General features: G+C 67.0%; 27 protein-coding genes. 15 read left to right on the top strand and 12 right to left on the bottom strand.

What is annotated here, in order from left to right; genetic code table 11:
- Positions 1 to 7 precede the first annotated feature (7 nt).
- Together IP89_RS22340 and IP89_RS22335 are read left to right on the top strand one after the other, a co-directional pair.
- The gene (locus tag IP89_RS22340; RefSeq protein ID WP_043312150.1) at positions 8 to 556 is read left to right on the top strand and encodes a cytochrome c oxidase assembly protein; all 549 of its coding nucleotides are present in this window, start codon (positions 8 to 10) and stop codon (positions 554 to 556) included.
- Between the two features lie 13 nt (positions 557 to 569).
- Positions 570 to 1457, top strand: a complete 888-nt coding sequence (locus tag IP89_RS22335; RefSeq protein WP_043312148.1) for a cytochrome c oxidase subunit 3 — start codon at positions 570 to 572, stop codon at positions 1455 to 1457.
- 1 nt (position 1458) lies between these two features.
- On the opposite strand, the gene IP89_RS22330 is transcribed toward IP89_RS22335, so the two are convergent.
- Complete coding sequence (locus IP89_RS22330; protein ID WP_043312147.1) at positions 1459 to 1662, bottom strand: twin transmembrane helix small protein; 204 nt, start codon at positions 1660 to 1662, stop codon at positions 1459 to 1461.
- 76 nt (positions 1663 to 1738) lie between these two features.
- Here IP89_RS22330 and IP89_RS22325 point away from each other — a divergent pair, with 76 nt between their 5' ends.
- From IP89_RS22325 to IP89_RS22300, 6 genes are read left to right on the top strand one after another with little or no spacing between them, the layout of a single operon-like run.
- The gene (locus IP89_RS22325) at positions 1739 to 2494 is read left to right on the top strand and encodes an SURF1 family protein (RefSeq protein WP_043312146.1); all 756 of its coding nucleotides are present in this window, start codon (positions 1739 to 1741) and stop codon (positions 2492 to 2494) included.
- Positions 2469 to 3050 carry a hypothetical protein gene (locus IP89_RS22320; protein ID WP_043312144.1) on the top strand — a complete coding sequence of 194 codons (582 nt, stop codon included), beginning with the start codon at positions 2469 to 2471 and terminating at the stop codon, positions 3048 to 3050. Before IP89_RS22325 ends, IP89_RS22320 begins: the two co-directional genes overlap by 26 nt.
- Before the next feature lie 44 nt (positions 3051 to 3094).
- Positions 3095 to 4150: a heme A synthase gene (locus IP89_RS22315; RefSeq protein ID WP_043312143.1), complete on the top strand. Its 1056-nt coding sequence runs from the start codon at positions 3095 to 3097 to the stop codon at positions 4148 to 4150.
- A 16-nt stretch (positions 4151 to 4166) separates the two neighbouring features.
- Positions 4167 to 5066, top strand: a complete 900-nt coding sequence (cyoE, locus tag IP89_RS22310; protein ID WP_043312142.1) for a heme o synthase — start codon at positions 4167 to 4169, stop codon at positions 5064 to 5066.
- A gap of 59 nt (positions 5067 to 5125) precedes the next feature.
- Positions 5126 to 5764 (top strand): SCO family protein, encoded by a 639-nt coding sequence (locus tag IP89_RS22305; RefSeq protein ID WP_043312141.1) that lies wholly within the window; start codon positions 5126 to 5128, stop codon positions 5762 to 5764.
- Between the two features lie 6 nt (positions 5765 to 5770).
- The gene (locus IP89_RS22300; RefSeq protein ID WP_043312140.1) at positions 5771 to 6448 is read left to right on the top strand and encodes a hypothetical protein; all 678 of its coding nucleotides are present in this window, start codon (positions 5771 to 5773) and stop codon (positions 6446 to 6448) included.
- A 47-nt stretch (positions 6449 to 6495) separates the two neighbouring features.
- Here the strand turns inward: IP89_RS22300 and IP89_RS22295 are convergent, their stop codons facing one another.
- The 7 genes from IP89_RS22295 to IP89_RS22265 all read right to left on the bottom strand — a co-directional run bounded on the left by IP89_RS22295 (position 6496) and on the right by IP89_RS22265 (position 12234).
- The gene (locus IP89_RS22295; RefSeq protein ID WP_043312138.1) at positions 6496 to 7275 is read right to left on the bottom strand and encodes a MetQ/NlpA family ABC transporter substrate-binding protein; all 780 of its coding nucleotides are present in this window, start codon (positions 7273 to 7275) and stop codon (positions 6496 to 6498) included.
- A gap of 76 nt (positions 7276 to 7351) precedes the next feature.
- A complete protein-coding gene (locus IP89_RS22290) occupies positions 7352 to 8020 on the bottom strand; it encodes a methionine ABC transporter permease (protein WP_043312137.1) in 669 nt (222 codons plus the stop codon).
- Positions 8020 to 9027, bottom strand: a complete 1008-nt coding sequence (locus IP89_RS22285; protein ID WP_043312136.1) for a methionine ABC transporter ATP-binding protein — start codon at positions 9025 to 9027, stop codon at positions 8020 to 8022. The genes IP89_RS22290 and IP89_RS22285 overlap by 1 nt, the downstream gene beginning before the upstream one ends.
- 207 nt (positions 9028 to 9234) lie before the next feature.
- Positions 9235 to 10104, bottom strand: coding sequence for a hypothetical protein (locus IP89_RS22280; RefSeq protein WP_052081182.1), 870 nt, complete (start codon positions 10102 to 10104; stop codon positions 9235 to 9237).
- 53 nt (positions 10105 to 10157) lie between these two features.
- Positions 10158 to 10946: a zinc ABC transporter permease subunit ZnuB gene (znuB, locus tag IP89_RS22275; RefSeq protein WP_043312135.1), complete on the bottom strand. Its 789-nt coding sequence runs from the start codon at positions 10944 to 10946 to the stop codon at positions 10158 to 10160.
- Complete coding sequence (gene znuC, locus IP89_RS22270) at positions 10946 to 11737, bottom strand: zinc ABC transporter ATP-binding protein ZnuC (RefSeq protein WP_043312134.1); 792 nt, start codon at positions 11735 to 11737, stop codon at positions 10946 to 10948. The genes znuB and znuC overlap by 1 nt, the downstream gene beginning before the upstream one ends.
- Positions 11734 to 12234 carry a Fur family transcriptional regulator gene (locus IP89_RS22265; RefSeq protein ID WP_043312133.1) on the bottom strand — a complete coding sequence of 167 codons (501 nt, stop codon included), beginning with the start codon at positions 12232 to 12234 and terminating at the stop codon, positions 11734 to 11736. Before IP89_RS22265 ends, znuC begins: the two co-directional genes overlap by 4 nt.
- A 63-nt stretch (positions 12235 to 12297) precedes the next feature.
- Here IP89_RS22265 and IP89_RS22260 point away from each other — a divergent pair, with 63 nt between their 5' ends.
- Positions 12298 to 13212 carry a zinc ABC transporter substrate-binding protein gene (locus IP89_RS22260; RefSeq protein WP_043312131.1) on the top strand — a complete coding sequence of 305 codons (915 nt, stop codon included), beginning with the start codon at positions 12298 to 12300 and terminating at the stop codon, positions 13210 to 13212.
- A 10-nt stretch (positions 13213 to 13222) separates the two neighbouring features.
- Here IP89_RS22260 and IP89_RS22255 read toward each other — a convergent pair whose 3' ends face one another.
- On the bottom strand, positions 13223 to 14173 hold the full coding sequence (locus tag IP89_RS22255; RefSeq protein WP_043312129.1) for a homoserine kinase: 951 nt from the start codon (positions 14171 to 14173) through the stop codon (positions 13223 to 13225).
- A 6-nt stretch (positions 14174 to 14179) separates the two neighbouring features.
- Positions 14180 to 14464 carry a DUF2782 domain-containing protein gene (locus tag IP89_RS22250; RefSeq protein WP_043312128.1) on the bottom strand — a complete coding sequence of 95 codons (285 nt, stop codon included), beginning with the start codon at positions 14462 to 14464 and terminating at the stop codon, positions 14180 to 14182.
- A gap of 74 nt (positions 14465 to 14538) precedes the next feature.
- Here IP89_RS22250 and polA point away from each other — a divergent pair, with 74 nt between their 5' ends.
- Positions 14539 to 17334, top strand: coding sequence for a DNA polymerase I (gene polA, locus IP89_RS22245; RefSeq protein WP_043312127.1), 2796 nt, complete (start codon positions 14539 to 14541; stop codon positions 17332 to 17334).
- 324 nt (positions 17335 to 17658) lie between these two features.
- On the opposite strand, the gene yihA is transcribed toward polA, so the two are convergent.
- Positions 17659 to 18309, bottom strand: a complete 651-nt coding sequence (yihA, locus tag IP89_RS22240) for a ribosome biogenesis GTP-binding protein YihA/YsxC (protein WP_043312126.1) — start codon at positions 18307 to 18309, stop codon at positions 17659 to 17661.
- A gap of 204 nt (positions 18310 to 18513) precedes the next feature.
- Between yihA and IP89_RS22235 the strand changes: the two genes are divergently transcribed.
- From IP89_RS22235 to IP89_RS22215, 5 genes are all read left to right on the top strand, one after another.
- Complete coding sequence (locus IP89_RS22235; RefSeq protein WP_043312125.1) at positions 18514 to 18807, top strand: cytochrome c5 family protein; 294 nt, start codon at positions 18514 to 18516, stop codon at positions 18805 to 18807.
- 46 nt (positions 18808 to 18853) lie between these two features.
- Positions 18854 to 19477 carry a cytochrome c gene (locus IP89_RS22230; RefSeq protein WP_043312124.1) on the top strand — a complete coding sequence of 208 codons (624 nt, stop codon included), beginning with the start codon at positions 18854 to 18856 and terminating at the stop codon, positions 19475 to 19477.
- A 145-nt stretch (positions 19478 to 19622) separates the two neighbouring features.
- Positions 19623 to 20252 (top strand): thiol:disulfide interchange protein DsbA/DsbL, encoded by a 630-nt coding sequence (locus IP89_RS22225; protein WP_043312122.1) that lies wholly within the window; start codon positions 19623 to 19625, stop codon positions 20250 to 20252.
- A 10-nt stretch (positions 20253 to 20262) separates the two neighbouring features.
- On the top strand, positions 20263 to 21105 hold the full coding sequence (locus IP89_RS22220; RefSeq protein ID WP_043312121.1) for an endonuclease/exonuclease/phosphatase family protein: 843 nt from the start codon (positions 20263 to 20265) through the stop codon (positions 21103 to 21105).
- Between the two features lie 24 nt (positions 21106 to 21129).
- Positions 21130 to 23058 carry a GGDEF domain-containing protein gene (locus tag IP89_RS22215; RefSeq protein ID WP_043312119.1) on the top strand — a complete coding sequence of 643 codons (1929 nt, stop codon included), beginning with the start codon at positions 21130 to 21132 and terminating at the stop codon, positions 23056 to 23058.
- Here IP89_RS22215 and IP89_RS22210 read toward each other — a convergent pair.
- Positions 23055 to 24476 (bottom strand): DASH family cryptochrome, encoded by a 1422-nt coding sequence (locus tag IP89_RS22210; protein WP_043312117.1) that lies wholly within the window; start codon positions 24474 to 24476, stop codon positions 23055 to 23057. The two genes, IP89_RS22215 and IP89_RS22210, sit on opposite strands and share 4 nt — an antisense overlap.
- Positions 24477 to 24577: the final 101 nt, after the last annotated feature.

Genomic DNA, 24577 nt, shown 5'->3' with positions numbered 1-24577 from the left:
CGCGGCCATGAGCGAAGCCCTGGACAACCGCCGCCTGGTCATTCGCCTGCTGGCGGTGGTGGTCGGCATGTTCGCCTTCGGCTTCGCCCTGGTGCCGATCTACGACGTGATGTGTCAGGCCTTCGGCATCAACGGCAAGACCGCCGGCGCCTACCAGGGCCAGCAGGCGGTGGACGAGGCGCGCCAGGTACGCGTGCAGTTCCTTGCCACCAACTCCGCCGACATGGTTTGGGAGTTCCACCCCAAGGCGGATGAGCTGACCGTGGTGGCCGGGGCGAGCAACGAGATGCTGTTCGTGGCGCACAACCCCACCGACAAGCCGATGACCGCCCAGGCCATTCCCAGCGTGGCGCCGTCCAAGGCCGCTGCCTTCTTCCACAAGACCGAGTGCTTCTGCTTCACCCAGCAGGTGCTCCAGCCGGGTGAGCGCATCGAGATGCCGGTGCGTTTCATCGTCGATCGCGATCTGCCGAAGGATGTGAAGCACCTGACCCTGGCCTACACCCTGTTCGATATCACTGCGCGTAAGCCACCCGTCGCGCAGACGACTCCATAAGGAGAACAAGAAAATGTCGAGTCACGAGAACTACTACGTTCCCGCCCAGAGCAAGTGGCCGATCATCGCCACCATCGGCATGCTCACCACCGTCTACGGCGTCGGCACCTGGTTCAACGACCTCAAGGCCGACCGCGCCGAGTCCAACGGCCCGCTGATCTTCTTCGTCGGCGGTCTGATCCTCGCCTACATGCTGTTCGGCTGGTTCGGCAACGTGATCAAGGAGAGCCGCGAAGGGCTTTACAGCCCGCAGATGGATCGCTCGTTCCGCTGGGGCATGAGCTGGTTCATCTTCTCCGAGGTGATGTTCTTCGCCGCCTTCTTCGGTGCCCTGTTCTATGTCCGTATGTGGGCCGGGCCCTGGCTCGGTGGCGAGGGCGACAAGGGTGTGGCCAACATGCTGTGGCCGAACTTCGAGTACACCTGGCCGCTGCTGAACAACCCGGACCCGAAACTCTACCCGGCGCCCAGCGGGGTGATCTCGGCCTGGGGGCTGCCGCTGCTCAACACCATCCTGCTGGTGACCTCCAGCTTCACCGTGACCTTCGCCCACCACGCGCTGAAGAAGAACCACCGCAAGCAGCTGAAGATCTGGCTGGCGCTGACCGTGGCGCTCGGCATCGCCTTCCTGTGCCTGCAGGTCGAGGAATACGTGCATGCCTACAATGAGCTGGGCCTGACCCTCGGCTCGGGCATCTACGGCGCGACTTTCTTCATGCTTACCGGTTTCCACGGCGCCCACGTGACGCTCGGTGCGCTGATCCTCTCGATCATGCTGATCCGCATCCTGCGCGGGCACTTCGACGCCGATCACCACTTCGGCTTCGAGGCGGCCAGCTGGTACTGGCACTTCGTCGACGTGGTGTGGATCGGCCTGTTCGTTTTCGTCTACGTGCTGTGATTCACCAGGTGACGTGAGAGACCAACTGGCCGCTGTAGAAACCCCAGGCCACCAGGGCCAGGGTCAAGGCGGCCAGGATCACGCGGATGGTCAGGGCATTGACCACCCGCGAGCCGCGGCCCTCGTCCTTGACCAGGAAGAACAGGCCACTGAACAGGCTGACCAGGGTGGCCAGCAGCAAGAGGATGATCGCGGCCTTGAGCATGCGTGACTCCGGAGATGGGGGAGATGGTGTGCAGTTCGAGTATAGCCAGCCGCACCCAGGCCTTCGGGGGAAGGTCATGAACGGCTTTCGCCCAGGGCTGTTGCCCAGCATCGCGGTGGCGCTGCTGCTGCCGCTGTTGCTCGGCCTGGGCTTCTGGCAACTGTCGCGGGCCGAGGAGAAGCGCGTGCTGCTCGCCGACTTCGCCGCCCGCGAGCATGCCGCACCCATCAGCGTGAGCGAGCTGGAACGGCGCGCTGACCTCGCCCATCTGCGCATCCGCCTGCGCGGCCAGTTCGACGAGCGCCACAGCCTGCTGCTGGACAACCGCCAGCGCGGCGGCCAGGTCGGCGTCGAGCTGCTGCAACCTTTCTACGACCAGGCCTCCGGGCTCTGGCTGCTGGTCAATCGTGGCTGGCTACCCTGGCCGGACCGGCGCACACCGCCGCAATTCACCACCCCCGAACAACCGCTGGAGCTGCTGGCGCGGGTGCATGTCCCGCTCGGCGACGCCTTCCAGCTGCGCGCCGATCCGGCCGGCGGCGACTGGCCGCGGCTGATCACCGCGGTGGAGCCGGAGCGCCTATGGCGCCAGCTCGGTCGCGGTGGCATGGCCTACGAGGTGCGCCTCGAACCCGGCCCCGCCGCCTACCAGGCCGAGTGGCCGCTGGTGGCCATGGGCCCGGAAAAACACAGCGGCTACGCCGTGCAGTGGTTCGCCCTGGCCGCGGCACTGGTCTGCCTTTACCTCTATCTCGGTATCCACAACTCAAGACAGTCTGCGCGGGAGAAACAGCATGAGCCCAGCCATGAATCCGGCCCTTTCCACTCCTGAGGCGCCGCCGGCCCGCGGCCGCGGGCGCTGGAAGCTGATCCTGCTGCTGCTGGTGGCGATCGGCCCGATGATCCTCGCCACCGCCATGTACCAATGGCGCTTCTGGGTGCCGGACGGGCGCAACTATCACGGCACCCTGATCGGCGACGGCAGCCAGCTGGCCGATATCGGCATCAGCGCCGCCGCGCAGGAGCGCTGGCAATTGCTGGTCACCAGCGACGGCGACTGCGCCGAGGATTGCCGCCAACTGGTCTACACCGCCCGGCAGATCCATATCGGCCTCAACCGCGACGCCTCGCGTGCCGCCCATGGCCTGGCGGTGAGCCGGCCACTGGCCGACGACTACGACGCCCAGCTCAAGCGCGAATACCCGCAACTGGGCCGCTACTCGCTGGACAGCCTGCGCTACGACAAGGCCGTGCCGGCCGGTCAGGGCGCGCAGCTGTGGATAGTCGACCCGAATGGCAACCTGGTGCTGCGCTACGACGGCAAGACCAAGGGCAAGGACATCCTCAACGACGTGCGCCTGTTGCTGAAGCTGTCGCAGATCGGCTGATGCAACGGCTCTGCCCCATATAAGAAGAACAAGAGAGGCCCTGGATGAGTGAACGCAAGACCCTGCCCGGCTACCGTCTGGCCCTGTTCGCCACCGCCCTGGCGGTGGTGGTGGTACTGCTCGGTGCCTATACCCGGCTGACCCACGCCGGCCTCGGCTGCCCGGATTGGCCGGGCTGCTACGGCTTCATCGGCGTGCCGATGAGCGAGCACAAGCAGACTCTGGCCGAGGAGCGCTTCCCCCATGCGCCGGTGGAGGTGGAGAAGGGCTGGAACGAGATGGTCCATCGCTACTTCGCCGGCACCCTGGGCCTGGTCATCCTCGGTCTGGCCGTGCAAGCCCTGCGTCGTCGCGGCAGCGATGGCCAGCCGCTGAAATTACCGCTGCTGCTGCTCGGCGTGGTCACTGCCCAGGCCGCCTTCGGCATGTGGACGGTGACCCTCCAGCTCTGGCCGCAGGTGGTCACTGCCCATCTGCTCGGCGGCTTCACCACCCTGGCGCTGTTGTTCCTGCTGACCCTGCGTTTGTCTGGAGCGTTATCGCCGCTGGCGCAGCTGTCGGCACGTCTGCGTCTGTTGGCTGGTGCGGCACTGCTTCTGGCGATCGGGCAGATCGCCCTGGGCGGCTGGGTCAGCTCCAACTACGCGGCGGTGGCCTGCGTCGATCTACCGACCTGCCACGGCGAGTGGTGGCCGGCGATGGACTTCGCCAACGGCTTCCACCTGACCCAGCATATCGGCCCCAACTACCTCGGCGGCCAGCTCGACAGCGACGCGCGCACCGCTATCCATATGACCCACAGGCTGGGCGCCGTGGTACTCAGCCTGGTTCTGCTACTGCTGGCCTGGCGCCTGCGTGCCGCCGGTCTCGGCCGCCTGGCCGGCCTGTTGCTGCTGGCCCTGGCCGTGCAGGTCAGCCTGGGCGTGAGCAATGTGCTGCTGCACCTGCCGCTAGCGGTGGCGGTGGCGCACAACGCCGGTGGCGCCACGCTGCTGCTGGTACTGGTCCTGATCAACTATCGCCTGCGCCGTGTCACGAGCTCTGCTCGCGCGGCGCGTGCGGCGACCGTCGCCAGCGTCCTGGCGCCGGTTGGCAAATAAGCAGAGGAGATACGCCATGGCTACTGCGCTGCGAGCCCACTCCGAATCCGCCAGCTGGCGCGACTACCTGGAGCTGACCAAGCCCCGGGTGGTGCTGCTGATGCTGATCACCTCGCTGGTCGGCATGTTCCTCGCCACCCGCGCCGGCGTGCCCTGGACCGTGCTGGTGTTCGGCAACCTCGGCATCGGCCTGTGCGCCGGTGCGGCGGCGGCGGTCAACCATGTGGTCGACCGGCGTATCGACTCGATCATGGCGCGTACCCACAAGCGCCCGGTCACCACCGGGCGTGTCTCGGTGCCGGCGGCGCTGGGCTTCGCCCTGCTGCTGGCGGTGGCCGGCCAGGCGCTGTTGCTGGCCTTCACCAACGAGCTGACCGCCTGGCTGACCCTGGCCTCGCTGCTCGGCTATGCAGTGCTCTACACCGGCTTCCTCAAGCGCGCCACGCCGCAGAACATCGTGATCGGCGGCCTGGCCGGCGCCGCGCCGCCACTGCTCGGCTGGGTCGCCACTACCGGGCACCTGAGCGCCGAGCCGCTGCTGCTGGTGCTGATTATCTTCGCCTGGACCCCGCCGCATTTCTGGGCCCTGGCCATCCACCGCAAGGAGGAGTACGCCAAGGCCGACATTCCGATGCTGCCGGTGACCCACGGTGAGCACTACACCAAGGTACACATCCTGCTGTACACCGCGGTGATGCTCGCGGTGACCCTGCTGCCCTATGCCATCCACATGAGTGGGCCGCTCTACCTCGCCGCCGCGCTGGTGCTTGGCGGGCGCTTCATGTTCTGGGCTGTGGTGCTGTACCGTGACAGCCGACCGCACGCGGCGATCAACACCTTCAAGTACAGTATCTGGTACCTGTTCCTGCTGTTCATCGCCTTGCTGGCAGACCATTACCTGCTGCTCAACCTGTGAGCCGCAGCCCTCGATAGCGGCGAACGACCAGCTCGTCCGCCGAGCCGAAGAGAGATTTCATGAGCCGTACCCAGAAGACCGTTATCGTCCTCGCCGCCGTCGTCGCCCTGATTCTGGGCCTTACCGTCAACAAGGTGCTGAACAGCAAGGGCGATGGCACCGACAAGGTGGCCCTGCTCGACGCCGGTATCGTCCTGCTGCCGCAGAGCCGCACCCTGCCGGGCCTGGCGCTGACCGACCAGGATGGCAAACCGGTGCAACTGGACCAGCTCAAGGACAAGTGGAGCCTGCTGTTCTTCGGCTACACCTTCTGCCCGGACATCTGCCCGGCCACCCTGGCGCAGCTGCGCCAGCTGCAGGGCATGCTGCCGGCCGAGGCCAAGGACAAGCTGAGCGTGGTGCTGGTGACGGTCGACCCGCACCGCGACACCCCCGAGCAGCTGAAGAAATACCTGGGCTTCTTCGATCCCGGCTTCCAGGGCCTGACCGGTAGCCAGGAAAACATCCAGGCGCTGGCCAGCGCCGTGAGCATTCCCTACATCCCGGCCGACACCAGCAAGGAAAACTACACCGTCGACCACAGCGGCAACCTGGTGATCATCGGCCCGGATGGCACCCAGCGTGGCTTCATCCGCGCGCCGGTGAACAACGACAAGCTGGCTGCCCAACTGCCGGGCCTGCTGCAGAGCGGCGGCTGAGGCGCCATGCCCGATACGCGCTACTGCTCGCGCCTGGGCGCCGTGGCCGCCCTGCTCGGCGCCTTGCTGTTGCTGCTCGGCACCCTGCTGCACCCGATGCAGGAGCCGCCCTGGGACGCCGCCGCGGCCTTCGCCGAATACGCCGCCGACCACCACTGGCTGAGCAGCCACCTGATCCAGCTATTGGGCGTGCTGCTCGGCGTACTCGCCCTGCTGGCCCTGGCCTGGCGCCTGCGTGATGGCAAGGCCGGAGTCTGGGCTCTGTTCGGTGCCGCCTGCGCCGTGGCCAGCCTGGCCCTGGCCTTCGCCCTGCAAGCGGTGGATGGCGTGGCGCTCAAGCTGATGGTCGACCAGTGGGCCCGGGCCGAGGAGCCGCTCAAGGCTCAGCTGTTTGCCGCCACCTTCGGCGTACGGCAGATCGAGGCGGGCCTGGCCGCACTGTTCGGCCTGAGCTTTGCCATCAGCCTGCTGTTCTATGCACCGGCGCTGTGGCTGAGCCGCCCGGCGCCGCGCAGCCTGGCGCTCGGTGTGCTGCTGGCCGGGGGCGCCAATCTGCTGGCCGCCCTGCTGCAGGGGCACGACGGCTTCTCCGAACGGGCGATGAACTGGAGCATGCCCGCCTCGCTGCTTGCCCTACTCTGGTTCCTCTGGCTGGCGCTGTGGTTGTGGCGCCATCCGGAATGAAAAAAGCCCGCTCGATGAGCGGGCTTTTTCTTGGCAGCTGACGGCGATCAGAACGCCGGCACCACGGCACCCTTGTACTTGTCGGCGATGAATTTCTTCACTTCCGGGGTGTGCAGGGCCTTGGCCAGTTTCTGCAGGTCGGCGTTGTCCTTCTTCTCGCTGGTGGTGACCAGGATGTTGACGTACGGCGAGTCGGCGCCTTCGATCACCAGGGCGTCCTTGGTCGGATTGAGGCCGGCTTCCAGGGCATAGTTGGTGTTGATCAGGGCCAGGTCGACCTGGGCCAGCACGCGCGGCAGGGTGGCCGCTTCCAGCTCACGCACCTTGATCGCCTTCGGGTTCTCGGCGATGTCCTTGACGGTGGCGGTGATGCCGGCGCCGTCCTTCAGCTTGATCACGCCAGCCTTTTGCAGCAGCAGCAGTGCACGGCCGCCGTTGGTGGCGTCGTTGGGGATCACGACCTGGGCGCCTTGCGGCAGGTCGGCGAGATTCTTGATCTTGCTGGAGTAGGCGCCGAAGGGCTCGACGTGTACGCCGGCGATGCTCACCAGGCTGGTGCCACGCGAGGCGTTGAACTCGTCCAGGTACGGCTGGTGCTGGAAGAAGTTGGCGTCCAGGCGGCCTTCGGCGACCTGCACGTTGGGCTGCACGTAGTCGGTGAAGACCTTGATCTTCAGCTCGACGCCTTCTTTGGCCAGGGCCGGTTTGACGAATTCGAGGAGCTCCGCATGCGGCACGGCGGTGGCCGCGACGCTGATCTCGCCAGCATGGGCGGCGGCGGAGGTGAGGGCCGCAGCGGCGGCCAGGGCAGTCAGCAGTTTCTTCATGTTCAGCTCCTTGTGGGATATGGCGCGGGGTCCGACGGGTGGCCGGTCGCCCGCTGTTCTAGGTGTTGCGAATTCGTTACTTGCGCGAGAAATGGATGACCAGCTTGTCGCCGACCATCTGCAGGACCTGCACCAGGATCAGCAGGAGGATGACGGTCACCGCCATCACGTCCGGCTGGTAGCGCTGGTAGCCGTAGCGCACGGCCAGGTCGCCGAGACCGCCACCGCCGATCAGGCCGCTCATCGCGGTGTAGGAGACCAGGGTAATGGCGGTCACGGTGGTGGCCGCGATCAGCCCCGGCAGCGCTTCCGGCAGCAGGGCGCGGAAGATGATCTGCAGGGTGCTGGCGCCCATCGCCTGGGTCGCTTCGATGATGCCGCGGTCGACCTCGCGCAGCGCGGTCTCCACCAGGCGGGCGAAGAACGGCGTGGCGCCCACCACCAGCGGCGGGATGGCGCCGGCAACGCCCAGCGAGGTGCCGGTGATCAGCACGGTCAGCGGGATCATCAGGATCAGCAGGATCACGAACGGCACCGAGCGCAGCACGTTGACCACCAGCGACAGCACGCCGTACAGCGCGCGCTGCTCGAACATCTGCCGCGGGCCGGTGAGGAACAGCAGCACGCCGAGCGGCAGGCCGAGCAGCACGGTGAACAGGGTGGCACCGCCGAGCATGTTGAGGGTGTCGAGGCTGGCGTAGCCGATTTCCTGCCAGTCGACGTTGGGTAGCAGTTGCTCGAACATCAGCGCAGTACCTCCAGGTGCACGTCGGCGGCCTGGAAGCGCGCCAGCGCGGCGTCGATGTCGCCGCCGGTCAGGGCCAGGGTCAGCTGGCCGTAGGGGGTGTCCTTGATGCGGTCGATGCGCCCGGCGAGGATGCTGTAGTCGACCCCGGTCTCACGGGCCACGGTGCCGAGCAGCGGCGCGTAGGTGGCCTCGCCCTGGAAGGTCAGGCGCAGGATGCGGCCGTCGACATGGGCGAAGTCGTCGCGCTGTTCGCTCTCGTCGACCTGCTCGTCTTCCAGCACGAAGCGGCGCGTGGTCTCGTGCTGCGGGTGGAGGAACACCTGGGCCACCGGGCCCTGTTCGACGATGCGCCCGCCGTCCATTACCGCCACCTGGTCGCAGACCCGGCGGATTACGTCCATTTCATGGGTGATGAGGACGATGGTCAGGCCCAGCTCGCGGTTGATCTCGGCCAGCAGCTGCAGGACCTGGCTGGTGGTCTGCGGGTCGAGGGCGCTGGTGGCCTCGTCGCAGAGCAGGATCTTCGGTCGGGTGGCCAGGGCGCGGGCGATACCGACGCGCTGCTTCTGGCCGCCGGACAGCTGCGCCGGGTATTTGTCGGCATGCTCGGTGAGGCCGACTCGGGCCAGTAGTTCGGCGACGCGCTGGTTGATCTCGGCGCGACCCAGTTCGCCCGCCAGCTCCAGCGGCATGGCCACGTTGGCGGCCACGGTCTTGGAGGAGAGCAGGTTGAAGTGCTGGAAGATCATTCCGACCTGGCGGCGGAAGCGGCGCAGGCCGTCGGCACCGAGAGCGGTGACGTCGACGCCATCGATGACGATGCGCCCGGCACTGGGTTCTTCCAGGCGGTTGATCAGGCGCAGCAGGGTACTCTTGCCGGCGCCGGAATGGCCGATCAGGCCGAACACCTGGCCCTGCTCGATGCGCAGGTCGGTGGACTGCAGGGCGGGAACGTCCCGCCCGGAGACCCGATAGGTCTTCTGGACGTGGTGGAACTCGATCACTGAGCGAACCTTGTGGGTACGTTGGGGCTGTCTGCCGGCAAGAGGGTGGGGCCGGCGATTTCAGCAAGCGTAGGCGGTTGGCCGAAAGCCGCGCATTCTAGCTGTTTTGTTTATGCGCTCTTAGTCTTTCTTGGCTTCGGCAGCTTTCAGAAAAGCATAAAAACGAAACGGCCGCCCCTCGGGCGGCCGTCGTGACCTCGCGCAGCCTCAGCCGTTGCTTTGCGGGCTGAGTACCAGGCGTGGCTCCTGGTCCGGCTTGAGCAGCGGCGACAGCTGCGGGGCGAAGCCCGGATCGAGCTTCTTGATCCGCGCCGAGAGCAGGGCGGCGACGAAGGGGTAGTCTTTGGCCTCGCGCACTTCCAGGCGTACCGCGCAGTCGAAGGCCACCACGTCGGCGGCGACCTTATCCAGCAGGTCGCGCAGGGCGTTGCGGTCATTGGCGTCGAGCATCGGCATGGGCACGCTGCTGCTGGCGGCGCTCGGGTCGATCAGCTGGGCACGCGGCTTGGCCGGGGCGGCCTGGGCCACGGGTGCCGGCTTCGGCTGTTCGGCCTTCACTTGCACCTGGGCTTGGGCCTGGCGGGCGCGCGCTTCGCGTTCGGCGGCGGCCTTCTGTTCGGCCAGTTGGCGTTGGCGAGCGGCTTCCGCGTCCTGCCGGGCTTTGGCCGCCTCGGCTTCGCGGCGGGCCACGGCCTGAGTATCGACGCGGGCGGCGTCCAGGGTGGCCTGGTACTGCTGCTTCAGCTCCGGCGAGGCGGCGGCCAGGCTGGCCTGGCCCTTGCCCAGGGTCGCCTCGGCAGCGTTGGCATCACCAACTTGCAGCTGCTGCTTGCCCCGCTGCAGGTAGGCCTTGGCCAGCTCGCGCTGGTATTGGCCGACGCGGGTGTCGTTGCCCGCAGTGTGCTGGCTGACGTTCTGCAGTGCGCGCTCGGCGGCATCAAGTTCGCCGCGGTCGATCTGCGCGGAGATCTGATTGAACTCCTTGACCAGGGCATCCACGGTCCAGAATTCGGCGTGGGCCTGGTTCATCAGCAGGCACAGGGCGGCGGCAGAGATGCTGCTCGTTATTTTGTTCATGTCGTGACCGTATGGTTTTTGTTCGTTTCGCTTTGCGCGAAAAACGGTCAATCCTAACGGGCGCGACGCGGCAGAGCAAAGCCTAGAAGAAACAATGCCGCGGCACTGACCACGATCGACGGCCCGGCCGGGGTGTCCTGGTACCAGGACAGCGCCAGCCCACCGCACACGGCGAGCATGCCCAGCAGGCTGGCGCCGATGGCCATTTGCTCCGGCGTGCGCGCGTGGCGCTGGGCGGCGGCGGCGGGAATGATCAGCAGCGAGGTGATCAGCAGCACCCCGACTATCTTCATGGCCACGGCGATGACCACGGCGATCAGCAGCATCAGCGCCAGGCGCAGGCCGGCCACAGGCAGGCCCTCGACCCGCGCCAGCTCCTCGTGCACGGTGATCGCCAGCAGGCGCCGCCACAGCGGCAGCAGCAGGGCCAGGACCAGGGCGCTACCGCCGAGGATCCAGGCCAGATCGGTGCTGCTGACTGCCAGCAGGTCGCCGAACAGGTAGCCCATCAGGTCGATGCGCACCTCGTCCATAAAGCTCAGTACTACCAGACCTAGCGACAGGGTGGTCGGCGCCAGGATGCCGAGCAGGGTGTCCGAGGCCAGGGGCTGGCGCTGTTGCAGGGTGACCAGCAGCACGGCGAGCAACAGGCAGCCGGCGGTCACCGCCAGGGTCGGGCTGAGGTCGAGCAGGAAGCCCAGGGCCACGCCGAGCAGCGCGGCATGCGACAGGGTGTCGCCGAAATAGGCCATGCGTCGCCACACGACGAAGGAGCCGAGCGGGCCGGCGACCAATGCCAGGGCCAGGCCGGCGAGCAACGCGTTGAGCAGGAAATCGGGCATCAGTGTTTGCAGCCTGGACCGTGGACATGGACCTGGCCGTGGATGCGCAGGCCGGGTTCGGCGACCACTTCGCCATGCAGGTCGTGGCTGTGGTCGTGATGGTGGTGGTAGATGGCCAGGCTCTTGGCGTCCTGGCCGAACAGCTCGACGAAGGCCGGGTCATTGCTGACCTGCTCCGGATGGCCCGAGCAGCATACGTGGCGGTTGAGGCAGACCACCTGGTCGGTGGCGCTCATCACCAGGTGCAGGTCGTGCGACACCATCAGCACGCCGCAGCCGTGGCGGTCGCGCAGCTGGGTGATCAGGCGGTACAGCTCGGCCTGGCCGGCGACGTCGACGCCCTGCACCGGCTCGTCGAGCACCAGCAGTTCCGGCTCGCGCAGCAGTGCGCGGGCCAGCAGCACGCGCTGCAGTTCGCCGCCGGAGATGCTTTGCAGCGGGCTGTCGATCACCTGGCTGGCGCCGACTTCCTCCAGCGCACTTTGCGCCGCAGCGCGGTCGACGCCGGGCACCAGGCGCAGGAAGCGCAGCACCGAGAGCGGCAGGGTCGGGTCGACATGCAGCTTCTGCGGCATGTAGCCGATGCGCAGGCGCGGTTTGCGCCGCACCGTGCCGCTGTCCGGCTTGAGCAGGCCGAGCACGGTGCGCACCAGGGTGGTCTTGCCGGCGCCGTTGGGGCCGATCAGGGTGACGATCTCGCCGGGGCGCAGCGCCAGTTGCACCTGCTGCAACACTGGCTGGCCGGAGAAGGCCACGCCGACGTTTTCCAGCTGGATCAGTGCCTCGCTCATGCGGCCTTCCGGCAGCCGGCGCACAGGCCGACCACTTCGACGGTCTGGCTCTCAACGACGAAGCCCACTTCGTCTGCGCCGCTGACGATGGCCTGGCTGATGGCCGGCTGTTCCAGCTCGATGGCGGTGTGGCAGGCCTTGCAGATGAGGAACTGGCCCTGGTGCAGTTCGCCCGGATGCACGCAGCCGATGAAGGCGTTGAGCGAAGCGATGCGGTGGACCAGACCGTTCTCCAGGAGGAAGTCCAGCGCCCGATAGACGGTCGGTGGCGCCGCGCGGCGGCCGTCTTCCTCGCTCAGTACGGCGAGGATGTCATAGGCGCCGAGCGGCTTGTGGCTGGCCCAGACCAGTTCCAGCACGCGCTTGCGCAGCGCGGTCAGGCGCGTGCCCTGGCTGGCGCAGATCTGCTCGGCCTCGGCCAGGGCGTCGGCGACGCAGCGCGAATGGTCGTGCGGCAGGCAGGCCAGCGGGGTATTGCCGGTGACGGGCTTGAACATGGCGAGACGTCCGGATGAAGAGACGTTATTCTATAACTCTTTTGTCCTGCGAGTCTTGCCGTCGTGTTCCGTTTCGCTGCTTTTATCGCCCTTTTCCTCTCCAGTTTGGCCGTACAGGCCGCCGAAGTGCGGGTGCTGACCAGCATCAAGCCGCTGCAGCTGATCGCCGCCGCCGTGCAGGACGGCCTCGGCCAGCCCGAGGTGCTGCTGCCGCCTGGCGCTTCGCCGCACCACTTCGCCCTGCGTCCGTCGGATGTGCGCCGGGTGCAGAGCGCCGACCTACTGTACTGGATCGGCCCGGACATGGAGACCTTCCTGCCGCGCGTGCTGACGGGCCGCGACAAGCCGAACGTCGCCGTGCAGGCATTGCCAGGCCTGACCCTGCGCCACTTCGGCGAGGGCGCCGGGCACGAGCATGAGCACGCCGACGAACCCGACGCCGACGAGCATGACCACGACCATCGCCCCGGCAGCCTCGACGCTCACCTCTGGCTGCTGCCGGCCAATGCCCAGGTGATCGCGGCGAAGATGGCCGCCGATCTGGCCGGCGCCGATCCGGCCAATGCCGCGCGCTACCAGGCCAACCTGGCGGCTTTCGAGCAGCGCCTGAGTGGCCTCGATGGCGAGCTGAAGGCGCGTCTGGCGCCGCTGGCGAGCAAGCCGTTCTTCGTCTTCCACCAGGCCTTCGACTATTTCGAAGCCGCCTACGGCCTGCAGCACGCCGGCGTGTTCAGCGCCGCCAGTGAGGTGCAGCCGGGGGCGCGCCAGGTCGCCGCCATGCGTGAGCGGCTCAAGGCGGCCGGTGCAGCCTGCGTGTTCAGCGAACCGCCACTGCGCCCGCGCCTGGCCGAGACGCTGTCCAGCGGCCTGCCGGTCAAGCTGGCCGAACTGGATGCGCTGGGCGCCAAGGCGCCGAGCTACGAGCAGTTGCTGGAGGATCTGGCCGGCGGCTTGGCCGGCTGCCTTGAGAGCCTGTGAGCGTTCGCCCTCAGAGGGCGAACGGCAACGGCAGATTGACCTGCTGGCGACGCGCCAGGCGGCGCTGGAACTCGGCGGGGTCCTTGACCAGCACGTCGCGCCCCTGGAAGCGGCGGGCGGCGATCAGCCGCGACAACCAGAAACGCAGGCAGGCGATGCGCAGCATGGCCGGCCACAGCTCGGCTTCGGCACGGGTGAAGGGGCGCAGCGCGGCATAGGCGCCGAGCAGCGCGCGGCCACGGGCCAGGTCGAGGTCGTCGTCGGCCTGCGAGCACCAGTCGTTGAGGGTGATCGCCAGGTCATAGAGCATCGGCCCCGAGCAGGCGTTGTAGAAGTCGATCACCCCGGCCAGCTGGTTGCCGTCGAACAGCGCGTTGTCGCGGAACAGGTCGGCATGCAGGTTGGCCCGCGGCAGGGCGAGGATGCGCGCCTTCAGCTCGCCGATCTCATGCAGGCTGTCGCGCAGCAGCGGTAGCTGTTCGTCGTGCAGCTCCAGCGCCAGCATCGGCCCCTCTTCCAGCATCCAGTCGAGACCACGGTCGCTGCGTCGCTCGAGAATGTTGTCGCGGGTCGCCAGGTGCAGACGCGCCAGCCAGGTGCCGACTTCCGCACAGTGATGGGCGTTGGGCTGGCTGACGTGCTTGCCGGCCAGGCGCGGCTGCAGGATCGCCGGCTTTTCGGCCAGCTCGCGCAGGGCCTCGCCGCTGCGCGTCGGCACCGCATAGGGCACCGGCAGGCCGGCCTGGTGCAGGCGCTCGAGCAGGGCGATGAAGAACGGCATGTCGGCGCGCGGGCCGCGCTCCACCAGGGTGAGGACGAACTCGCCGCCCTCCAGGCTGATGAAGAAGTTGCTGTTCTCGGTGCCGGCGGCGATGCCCTGGAAGTCCTTCAGGCGGCCGAGCCCGTAGGGTTCGAGAAAGGCTTCCAGCTCATGGCGTTCGAGGGGCGTGAAGACGGACATGGGCGCTTACCAGCTGAAGATTTCCCAGGCGGGAATCAGCATGTCCGGCTGGTCGGAGCGGATGAAGTTGCCCTCGCTGCCGTCGGCGCGCACCAGGAAGTACGGCTTGCCGTTCTTCGGCGTGACCTTGATGGCATAGAGGAAACCATTCTGCCGGTATTCGGTGATGGTCTTGTCGCCATCCTGGCGGATGGTCACGTCCGGGTCGCCGGTGACCTCTTCCTCTGCCATGGCGAGCATCGGGCTGGCGGCCAGCAGGGCGGCCAGAGTCAGGCGGGTGAGCATGCGCATGGTAACCTTGTCCCTTTCTTCAGGTTGGTGCGTTCATTCTAGCGCCCGCCCCCGGCAAAAGGTTGATTCTGCGCATGTCCAACGCCCCTCTGGTTCTGGTCGACGGCTCTTCTTATCTCTATCGCGCCTTCCACGCCCTGCCGCCGCTGGCCAACTCCAAGGGTTTGCAGACCGGCGCGGTGAAGGGCGTGCTGAACATGCTCAAGAGCCTGCGCAAGCAGTACCCGGACAGCCCCTTCGCCGTGGTGTTCGATGCCAAGGGCGGCACTTTCCGCGACGCCATGTTCGCCGAGTACAAAGCCAATCGCCCGCCGATGCCTGATGAGCTGCGCGGCCAGGTCGAGCCGCTGCACGCCGCCGTGCGCGCCCTCGGCTACCCGCTGCTATGCGTGGAAGGCGTGGAGGCCGACGACGTGATCGGCACCCTGGCCCGGCAGACCGCCGCGCTCGGCCGCGACGTGGTGATCTCCACCGGTGACAAGGACATGGCCCAGCTGGTCTGCCCGCACGTCACCCTGGTCAACACCATGACCGGCAGCGTCTACGACATCGAGGGCGTGCGCGAGAAATTCGGCGTCGGCCCCGAGCTGATCATCGATTACCTGGCCCTGATGGGCGACAAGGTCGACAACATTCCCGGCGTGCCGGGCGTCGGCGAGAAGACCGCGCTGGGCCTGCTGGTCGGCGTTGGCGGCGGCCTCGACGTGCTCTATGCCAGCCTGGACAAGGTTCCCGAGCTGCCGATCCGTGGCGCCAAGACCCTGCCGGCCAAGCTCGCCGAGCACAAGGACATGGCCTTCCTCTCCTACCAGCTGGCGACCATCAAGACCGATGTCGAGCTGGAGGTCGGCGTCGACGATCTCTACCCCGGCGAGGCGGACCGCGCCGCGCTGGTTACCCTCTATACCGAGCTGGAGTTCAAGGGCTGGCTCGACGAGCTGCAGCGCCAGCAGCCCAAGGCGCGCCCGGCCACGGTGCCGGCGCCCACTGGCGGTCTGTTCGATCAGCCGGAAACGACGGTGGCGGACGATGCTGCCGAAGAGCCGGCCGCCGAGTCGCGCTATGAAACCGTGCTGACCCAGGCCGCCTTCGATGCCTGGCTGCAGAAGCTGCAAGCCGCCGAGCTGATCGCCTTCGATACCGAGACCACCAGCCTCGACCCGCAGCAGGCCCAGGTGGTTGGCGTGTCCTTCGCCGTCACTGCTGGCGAGGCGGCCTATGTGCCGCTGGCCCACTCCTATATGGGCGTGCCCGAGCAGCTGGATCGCGACGCCGTGCTCACGGCACTCAAGCCGATCCTCGAAGACCCGGCCAAGGCCAAGGTCGGCCAGCACGGCAAGTACGACATGAACGTGCTGGCCACCGCCTCGACGCCGATTGCGGTGCAGGGCCTGGCCTTCGACACCATGCTCGAATCCTATGTGCTGGATTCCACGGCGACTCGCCACGACATGGACAGCCTGGCGCTCAAGTACCTGGAGCACAGCACCATCCGCTTCGAGGACATCGCCGGCAAGGGCGCCAAGCAGCTGACCTTCGACCAGATCGCCATCGAGCAGGCCGGCCCCTACGCCGCCGAAGACGCCGATGTGACCCTGCGCCTGCACCAGACCCTGTGGGCCAAGCTGTCGGCCACGCCGAGCCTGGTCTCGGTGCTCAAGGACATCGAGATGCCGCTGGTGCCGGTGCTGGCGCGTATCGAGCGCAACGGTGCGTTGGTCGACGCCAAGCTGCTCGGCCAGCAGAGCCTGGAACTGGGCGAGCGCCTGGTGGCCCTGGAGCGCCAGGCCTTCGAGCTGGCCGGCCAGGAATTCAACCTGGGCTCGCCCAAGCAACTCGGCGCCATCCTCTACGACAAGCTCGGCCTGCCGGTGCTGAGCAAGACCGCCACCGGCCAGCCGTCCACCGCCGAGAACGTGCTGGCGGAACTGGCCGAGCAGGATCACGCCCTGCCCAAGCTGCTGATGGAATACCGCTCGCTGAGCAAGCTGAAAAGCACTTACACCGACCGGCTGCCGGAGCAGATCAACCCGCGCACCGGGCGCATCCACACCAGCTACCACCAGGCGGTGGCGGCCACCGGGCGGCTGTCGTCCACCGACCCGAACCTGCAGAACATCCCGATCCGCACCGCTGAGGGCCGGCGCATCCGCCAGGCCTTCGTCGCGCCTAAGGGCTACAGGCTGATGTCGGCGGACTACTCGCAGATCGAGCTGCGCATCATGGCCCACCTGGCCAAGGACGAGGGTTTGCTGGATGCCTTCCGCCATGACCGCGACGTGCACCGCGCGACAGCCGCCGAAGTGTTCGGCGTGCCGCTGGAGCAGGTGAGCAATGATCAGCGCCGCAGCGCCAAGGCGATCAACTTCGGCCTGATCTACGGCATGAGCGCCTTCGGCCTGGCCAAGCAGATCGGCGTCGATCGCAAGCAGTCGCAGGCCTATATCGACACCTACTTCGCCCGCTATCCCGGCGTGCTGGCCTACATGGAGCGCACCCGCGAGCAGGCCACCCAGCAGGGCTATGTCGAAACTCTGTTCGGTCGACGTTTGTACCTGCCGGACATCCACGCGAAGAACCCGGCCCTGCGCAAGGGCGCCGAGCGCACCGCGATCAACGCGCCGATGCAGGGTACCGCGGCGGACATCATGAAACGCGCGATGATAGCCGTGGACCAGTGGCTGCCGCAGTCCGGCCTGGATGCCCGTGTCATCCTGCAGGTGCACGACGAACTGGTGCTGGAGATTCGCGAGGATCAGGTCGATGCGCTCAAGTCGGGTCTGCTGCCGCTGATGAGCGGCGCCGCCGAGCTGGATGTACCGCTGGTGGTTGAGGCCGGTGTGGGCGCCAACTGGGACGAAGCGCACTGAAATGCTGCGGCATAAGGTCGCATGCCTTATGCCGTATTCGCTGGAGTTAATTTTTTCTTATAGAAACGCGATTTAAGAAAAACTGAACTAACCGCCAGATTGGCCGGTCAGAGTTCACGAATGGCATGCAAGCCCTTCGATGCTCCTAGCTGTGTTTTAGTGTTGGCAGATCTCTGAACCCCGCCCTAGCGGTTCAGAATATTGAACCCCGGACTTCTCCCTCCCCATACGAAGCCCGGGGTTTTTTTTGCCTGCAATTCTGTGACTCAGAGCCTTATGGCCATCGCCAGCGGTGCCAGGGACTCGCTCCCGGCAACTGGTGGCTCAGGCTTCTTCGCCTTCCTCTGTTTCGTCTTCGAGCAGGCCCAGCCATTGGGCCAGGACCAGCTGTGCCTCTTCCACGCCCTGGCGCTTGGGCGCGGAGAACAGCTGGATGCTGGCGACGTCGTCGCCCCAGCTCTTGCGGATTTCCTGGCGCACCTTGAGCAAGGTGTTCTTGGCTGCGCCGAAGGTCAGCTTGTCGGCCTTGGTCAGCAGGATGTGCAGCGGCATGCCGCTAGCCTTGGACCAGTCCAGCATCATGTTGTCGAACTCGGTCAGCGGATGGCGGATGTCCATCATCAACACCAGCCCGCACAGGCTCTCGCGGCTGCCCAGGTAGGCTTCCAGGTGCTTCTGCCAGTGTTGCTTGAGCGGGATCGGCACCTTGGCGTAGCCGTAGCCCGGCAGGTCGACCAGGCGGCGCTCGTCGTCCAGGCGGAAGAAGTTGAGCAGCTGGGTGCGCCCCGGAGTCTTCGAGGTGCGCGCCAGGTTGGCGTGGGTCAGGGTGTTCAGGGCACTCGACTTGCCGGCGTTGGAGCGGCCGGCGAAGGCCACTTCCAGGCCCGAATCGTCCGGGCACTGGTCGACCTTGGCGGCGCTGATGAGGAAGGTTGCCTGTTGGCACAGGCCGAGAATGGGGTTCTTCGATGACATGGGGAGTCCGTATGGGCGGGGTGCCGGAAGCCTGGTGATGGGCCCGGGAAGCCCCGAGGCGCGGCATGGTGTCGCTTCCGTTTCAGCGACGCCAGTATATAATGCCGCAGATTTTGTGTGCGCTTTGTCCTTCTGCCGGGAACGAGACAGAACCCGCTGCGCGATCAGACGCAGGCCGTTCCCCATCCCTGATGAGGTTAGGCTATGAAGAAAGTGCTGGTTGCTGGTGCGGTGTTGCTGTGGTTGTCGGGTGTCGCGAATGCGGCGCAGGATCCGGAGGCGGTTTATGCCAAGGCCTGTGCGGCCTGCCACAATGGACAACTACCGATGGCGCCGAAGCGTGGCGACAAGGCGGCTTGGGAGCCGCGTGTGGCCAAGGGCATGGACGCGATGGTACAGAGCGTCACCAACGGTTTGAATGCCATGCCACCTCGTGGCCTGTGCATGGATTGCAGTGCCGAGGACTACCAGGCCGTCATCAAGTTGATGAGCGAGTAGTCCCGTAAGAAAACCTAATTACCTCTAGCCGTTATTGGATTAGCTGATGAACAAAGTACTCGTGAGTCTCCTGTTGAGCCTGGGCGTCTCCGTGGCCGCGCAAGCCGCCGACGCAGGCAAGATCGTCGGTGATGCCGAGGCCGGCAAGGCCAAGACTGCCGTCTGCGCCGCCTGCCATGGTGCCGACGGCAACAGCGCCGCGCCGAACTTCCCCAAGCTGGCCGGCCAGGGCGAACGCTACCTGCTCAAGCAGATGCATGACATCAAGGGCGGCAAGCGTACCGTGCTGGAGATGACCGGCCTGCTGACCAACCTCAGCGACCAGGACATGGCCGACATCGCCGCCTACTTCTCCAGCCAGCAGATGAGCGTTGGCGCCGCTGACCCGAAAGTGGTCAAGCGTGGCGAAGAGCTGTTCCGTGGCGGCAAGATCGAAGAAGGCATGCCGGCCTGCACCGGTTGCCACTCGCCGAACGGCGCAGGCCTGGCCGCTGCCGGCTTCCCGCACCTGGGTGGCCAGCACGCGCAGTACGTCGGCAAGCAGCTGACCGATTTCCGCGAAGGCAACCGCACCAACGACGGCGACGCGATGATCATGCGCGCCATCGCTGCCAAGCTGAGCAACAAGGATATCGAAGCCGTTTCCAACTACATCCAGGGCCTGCACTAAGCAGCACTGATAAGCGGAAACAAAAGGGTGGCCACGGCCACCCTTTTTCGTTGGTGCTGCCGCTACAATGCCGGAACCCGCGGTGGTGGCATCGGTCGAACCGGGTCGCCGCGCTCACGCGGTCCATATCGCCAAGGAGTTCTGCATGCGTAACCTGATTCTCAGTGCCGCCTTCGCCAGCCTCAGCCTGCTGGGCCTGGGCGCCCACGCCGAGAGCATCGAGGCCGGCCGCCAGTACGTCGAACTGAGCAGCCCGGTACCGGTCTCGCAACCGGGCAAGATCGAGGTGGTCGAGCTGTTCTGGTACGGCTGCCCGCACTGCTACCAGTTCGAGCCGACCCTCAATCCCTGGGTCGAGAAGCTGCCAAAAGACGTGAATTTCGTGCGTGTGCCAGCCATGTTCGGCGGCATCTGGGACGTGCATGGCCAGCTGTTCATCACCCTGGAATCCATGGGTGTGGAGAAGCAGGTGCATGAGGCCGTGTTCAACGCCATCCATGTCGAGAAGCGCAAGCTGGCCACCCCGGAAGAAATGGCCGAGTTCCTCGCCGGCCACGGCGTGGACAAGGACAAGTTCCTCAGCACCTTCAACTCCTTCGCCGTGAAAGGCCAGATGGCCAAGGCCAAGAAGCTGGCAGCTGCCTATCAGGTCACCGGCGTGCCGGTGCTGATCGTCGGCGGCAAATACCGCTTCGACATCCGCAGCTCGGGTGGTCCGAACGAAGCTCTGCAAGTTGCAGACTTCCTGATCCAGAAAGAGCGTCCCGCCAACTGAGTACCTCACTATGCTGCGCCGCTGGAGTTCCGGGCGTTCCGCGGGCCTGCGCCAAGCGCAGGTCAACGGCCTTTGCACGGAATCTGGAGGCTGCAGCGAGGGGCGCCTACGCCTGCTCAGCTTCAACATTCAGGTGGGCATCAGCACCGAGCGCTACCACCACTACCTGACCCGCGGCTGGCAGCATCTGCTGCCGCACCCGGGCAGGGCCGGCAACCTGCAGCGCATCGGCGCCCTGCTCGGCGACTACGATGTGGTTGCCCTGCAGGAGGTGGACGGCGGTAGCCTGCGCTCGGGCTACGTCAACCAGGTCGAGCGCCTGGCCGAGCTGGGCGCCTTCCCCTACTGGTACCAGCAGCTCAACCGCAACCTCGGACGCCTGGCCCAGCACAGCAACGGCATGCTCAGCCGTCTGCGCCCCGATCAACTGGAAGACCATCCCCTACCCGGCCCGCCCGGCCGCGGCGCCATCCTCATGCGTTTCGGCGAGGGCGCGGACGCCCTGGTGGTGCTGAACCTGCACCTGGCGCTGGGCGCGCGCACCCGTACCCGCCAGCTGGCCTACGTGCGTGAGCTGATCGCGGGGCAGCGCCATGTGGTGCTGATGGGCGACATGAACACCCATGCCGTCGACCTGCTGCAGAACTCGCCGCTGCGTGACCTCGGCCTGGTCGCACCGCAGGTCGAAGCGACCTTCCCCAGCTGGCGCCCGCAGCGCTGCCTCGATCATATTCTGCTCAGCCCGGAACTGGTGCTGGAGCGGGTCGAGGTGCTCAGCCAGCCGATTTCCGACCATTTGCCGGTGGCGGTGGATATCCGCCTACCGACCGGCAGCAACCTGCCTATGCTTTAGTGGCTTTGCCACTGGATCGCCACCATGACCGATGAAGCCCAGCGCTGGAAAGCCAAGTATCTGGAGAGCCTCGAGCAGCAGGAGCTGGAGGAGAAGCGCTGGAACGAGCGCCTCGACCTGCTGCGCCGCGGCCTGGTACGCAGTTCGCTAGCCGCCGAGGGCAGCGACAAGGCGGTCGACCAATGCATGCAGGAACTGCGCGAGCTGATCCGTGGCGAGAAGATGGACGCCGGCCTCTCCGCACTGATTCCGCGCCTGGAAAAGGCCGTGCTGGACTCCGAGCAGCGCCGCCAGCAGCGCATCGAACAGAACATCGCCGGCATCACCGGGCTGACCCAGCAGCTGCTGGCGCTCGACCCGCCGCGCGAGGTGCGCAAGGCGCTCAAGCAGTTCTCCAAGCGCATCGACGAACGCGCCAGCCAGTCGCGTGAACTGCCGGCCCTGCTGGCCGAACTGAGCAGCCTGCAGGGCAAGACTCTTAGCGTGCTGGGCAGCGAGCCGGTGGAGCGCCCCGGCTTGTTGCAGCGCCTGTTCGGCAGCCGTGACGAGGCAGCGCCCGAGGCGCAGCCCGGTGAAGCTCCAGTGCAGGAGGCGAAAGCTCAGGTCGCAGCGCCTGATGTGGACGAGGACGATGATGACGATCTGCCCGCGCCTGCCGCGCCCGTCGTCACCGCCCCGGCTGAGGAGCCTGCTGCGCCAATGGCCGCCGCGGCAGCCGCCGAGCCCAAGCTTTCCGCCCTCGTGCCGGAAGTGCTGGAGACCGCAGCCCAGCCGGCACCCACTGCTCGCCCTGCAGTAGTTGCTGCCCCGCTGGCCTCCAGTCTCGACAGCCTGCCGCTGGACGCGCGCATCATCACCGGCGATGGCGGCGACCCCGCCTTCGCCCTGCCCGAGCGCCCGGAGCCTGGCTACAGCGCCGTGGCGCCGCACATCGCCGGCAGCCTGCTCGGCCTGCTCGACGAGCTGGAGCTGCCGCTGCATCACCAGCCCCAGGGCGAGGCCCTGCGCGAGCGCCTGCAGGGCGGGTTGAACTGGTACGAGCTGGTGCCGCTGCTGGACGACCTGGTGGTGCTGGTGCTGGCTGTCACCGACAGCGGCCAGCGCGAATTCGCCGGCTACCTCAAACAGCTCAACGAACGCCTGGCGGCTTTCCTCGGGACTCTCACCGAGGCCCACGAGGGCTACAGCGAGTCGGTGGAAAGCGCGCGCAACTTCAACCAGGAACTGCGCGAGCAGGTCAGCGACCTGCAGGCCAGCGTGCAGGAGGCGGCCGATCTGAGCGGCCTCAAGCGCACCCTGGAGCAACGTCTGGAAGGCCTGCTGAGCACGGTCAGCAACCACCAGCGCCTGCGTGAGGGCCGCGAGGAAGAAGTGGCGCAGCGCCTGCAGGCGCTGTCGCAGAAGGTCGCCGAGATGGAGCAGGAGGCCCAGGGCTTCCGCGAGCACATCGAGGAGCAGCGGCAGAAGGCCCTCACCGATCCGCTCACCGGCCTGGCCAACCGCGCCGGCTGGGCCGAGCGCCTGGATCTGGAGCTGGCGCGCTGGCGCCGTTACGGCGGTGACCTGCTGCTGGCGGTGATGGACATCGACCACTTCAAGCGGATCAATGACGGCTACGGCCATCTGGCCGGCGACAAGGTGTTGAAGATCATCGCCGGTGAGCTGGCCAAGCGCCTGCGCAAGACCGACTTCCTCGCCCGCTTCGGCGGCGAGGAGTTCGTCCTGCTGGTGCCCAGCACGCCCCTGGACGGTGGCCAGCAGCTACTGGAGACGCTACGCACGGCGATCGAGTCGTGCCCCTTCCACTTCCGTGGCGAGCCGGTGACCATCACCCTCTCCGCCGGTCTCACCGCCTTCGTCAGCGGCGAGAGCAGCGAGACGGCCTTCACCCGCGCCGACCAGGCCCTGTATCGGGCCAAGGGCGCGGGGCGCAACCGCATCGAGCTGGGCTAGGCGGCGCTGGGCAGATAGGGCTTCCAGTCTTCCGGGATACGCTCCAGGCGCGGGTAGCCCATGGCGTCCAGCTGCAGGTGCGAGAGCAGGAAGGGCGTGTGCCGCAGGTGCGCCGGCACGCTATGCAGCTCCGGTAGCCAGAGGCTGACATAAGCGGCCGCCGGGTCGTACTGGCGGGCCTGGCGCAGGGTGTTGGCCTGCTGCTGATGGCGCGGATCGCTGGCCACGCCGGCGAGGTAGGCCCAGTTGCCCCAGTTGCTCGCCGGGTCGTAGTCGAGCAGATGCTCCTCGAACCAGGCGGCGCCATGCCGCCAGTCCTGCTGCAGGTCGGCGATCAGGTAGCCGGCGGCGATCTGCCGGCCGCGGTTGGACAGGTAGCCGGTGGCCGCCAGTTCGCGCATGCAGGCATCCACCAGCGGCATGCCGGTGCGGCCCTGGGTCCACAGCTCGAAGCGTTCGTCGCACTGGCGTGGCGCGCGCGCCGTGGCCTTGAGGCCGTCGGCGCGGAACAGCGCGCTGCCGTGGCGCACCAGGGTCCAGCGGAAGAAGTCACGCCACAGCAGCTCCTGCCACAGCGCCTGGGTCGAGTCGTTCTGCCCGTATTGCCCCTCGTGGCGGCGTAGCTCGGCCATCACCCGGCGCGGCGACAGGGCGCCATTGGCCAGCCAGGGCGAGAGTTTGGAGGAATACTCGGTGCCGATCATGCCGTTGCGGGTCTCGCGATACTGGCGCACGCTCTGGCTCAGCCACAGGTAGTCGCGCAGGCGCGCCTGGGCTGCCGGCTCGCCGCCGGAGAAGGGAAAGGCGCTGTTGGCAACGCTGAGCGGCTCGCCCAGGCCGAGCTGGGACAGGCTGGGCAGGGCGGCGAAGTAGGCGCTGGCGTTGTCCGGCAGGGCCGGCATGCGTACCGGCGCCGGGCGAGGCTGGAACATCGGCAGGCGCTGCTCGACCTGTTCGCGGAACTGACGGAACACCGAGGGCAGCGCATGCACCGCGCTGGGCAGATCGCCGGCCTGCAGCAGGTGGTTGGCCGGCAGCTCGCGCAGCTGCGCGGCGCCCAGGGCCTGGCGCAGGGCGTGCAACTGGGCGCGTTCCTCGGGGGCGATCTCGTCCAGGGTTAGCACTTCGTCGAGGTCGAGCTGCTCGACCAGGCGCGGAATCAGCTGCTCGGCACGGCCCTGCAGTACCAGCAGGCCGGAGCCGCGCTGGCGCAGCTCGCCATCGAGGGCGGCCAGGCTCTCCATCAGGAGGCGCGCGCGGTGCACGCCGAGGCGCCGGCTGCCGAACGAGCCGGCTTGAAGCTGGGCGGGGTCGAAGACGTACAGCGGCAGCAGGCGATCGGCGTCCATGGCGGCCTGCACGGCCGGGTGGTCGTCGAGGCGCAGATCCTGCTTGAACCAGAGCAGCGCGCGGCGCATGGCGGTCCTCCTCGAGGGCATGTATTAGACGATACGCTGCTATGACCAACCTGCACTGCCGTTTATCCCCGGCGTTGTGCCTGATATCCCCTGCTCAGAGC

The sequence above is a fragment of the Pseudomonas sp. ML96 genome (assembly GCF_000761545.1).
In the GTDB taxonomy this organism is placed as follows: domain Bacteria; phylum Pseudomonadota; class Gammaproteobacteria; order Pseudomonadales; family Pseudomonadaceae; genus Aquipseudomonas.
Note: the sequence above shows the minus strand (reverse complement) of the source record. Positions and strands in the feature narration are given on the sequence as shown.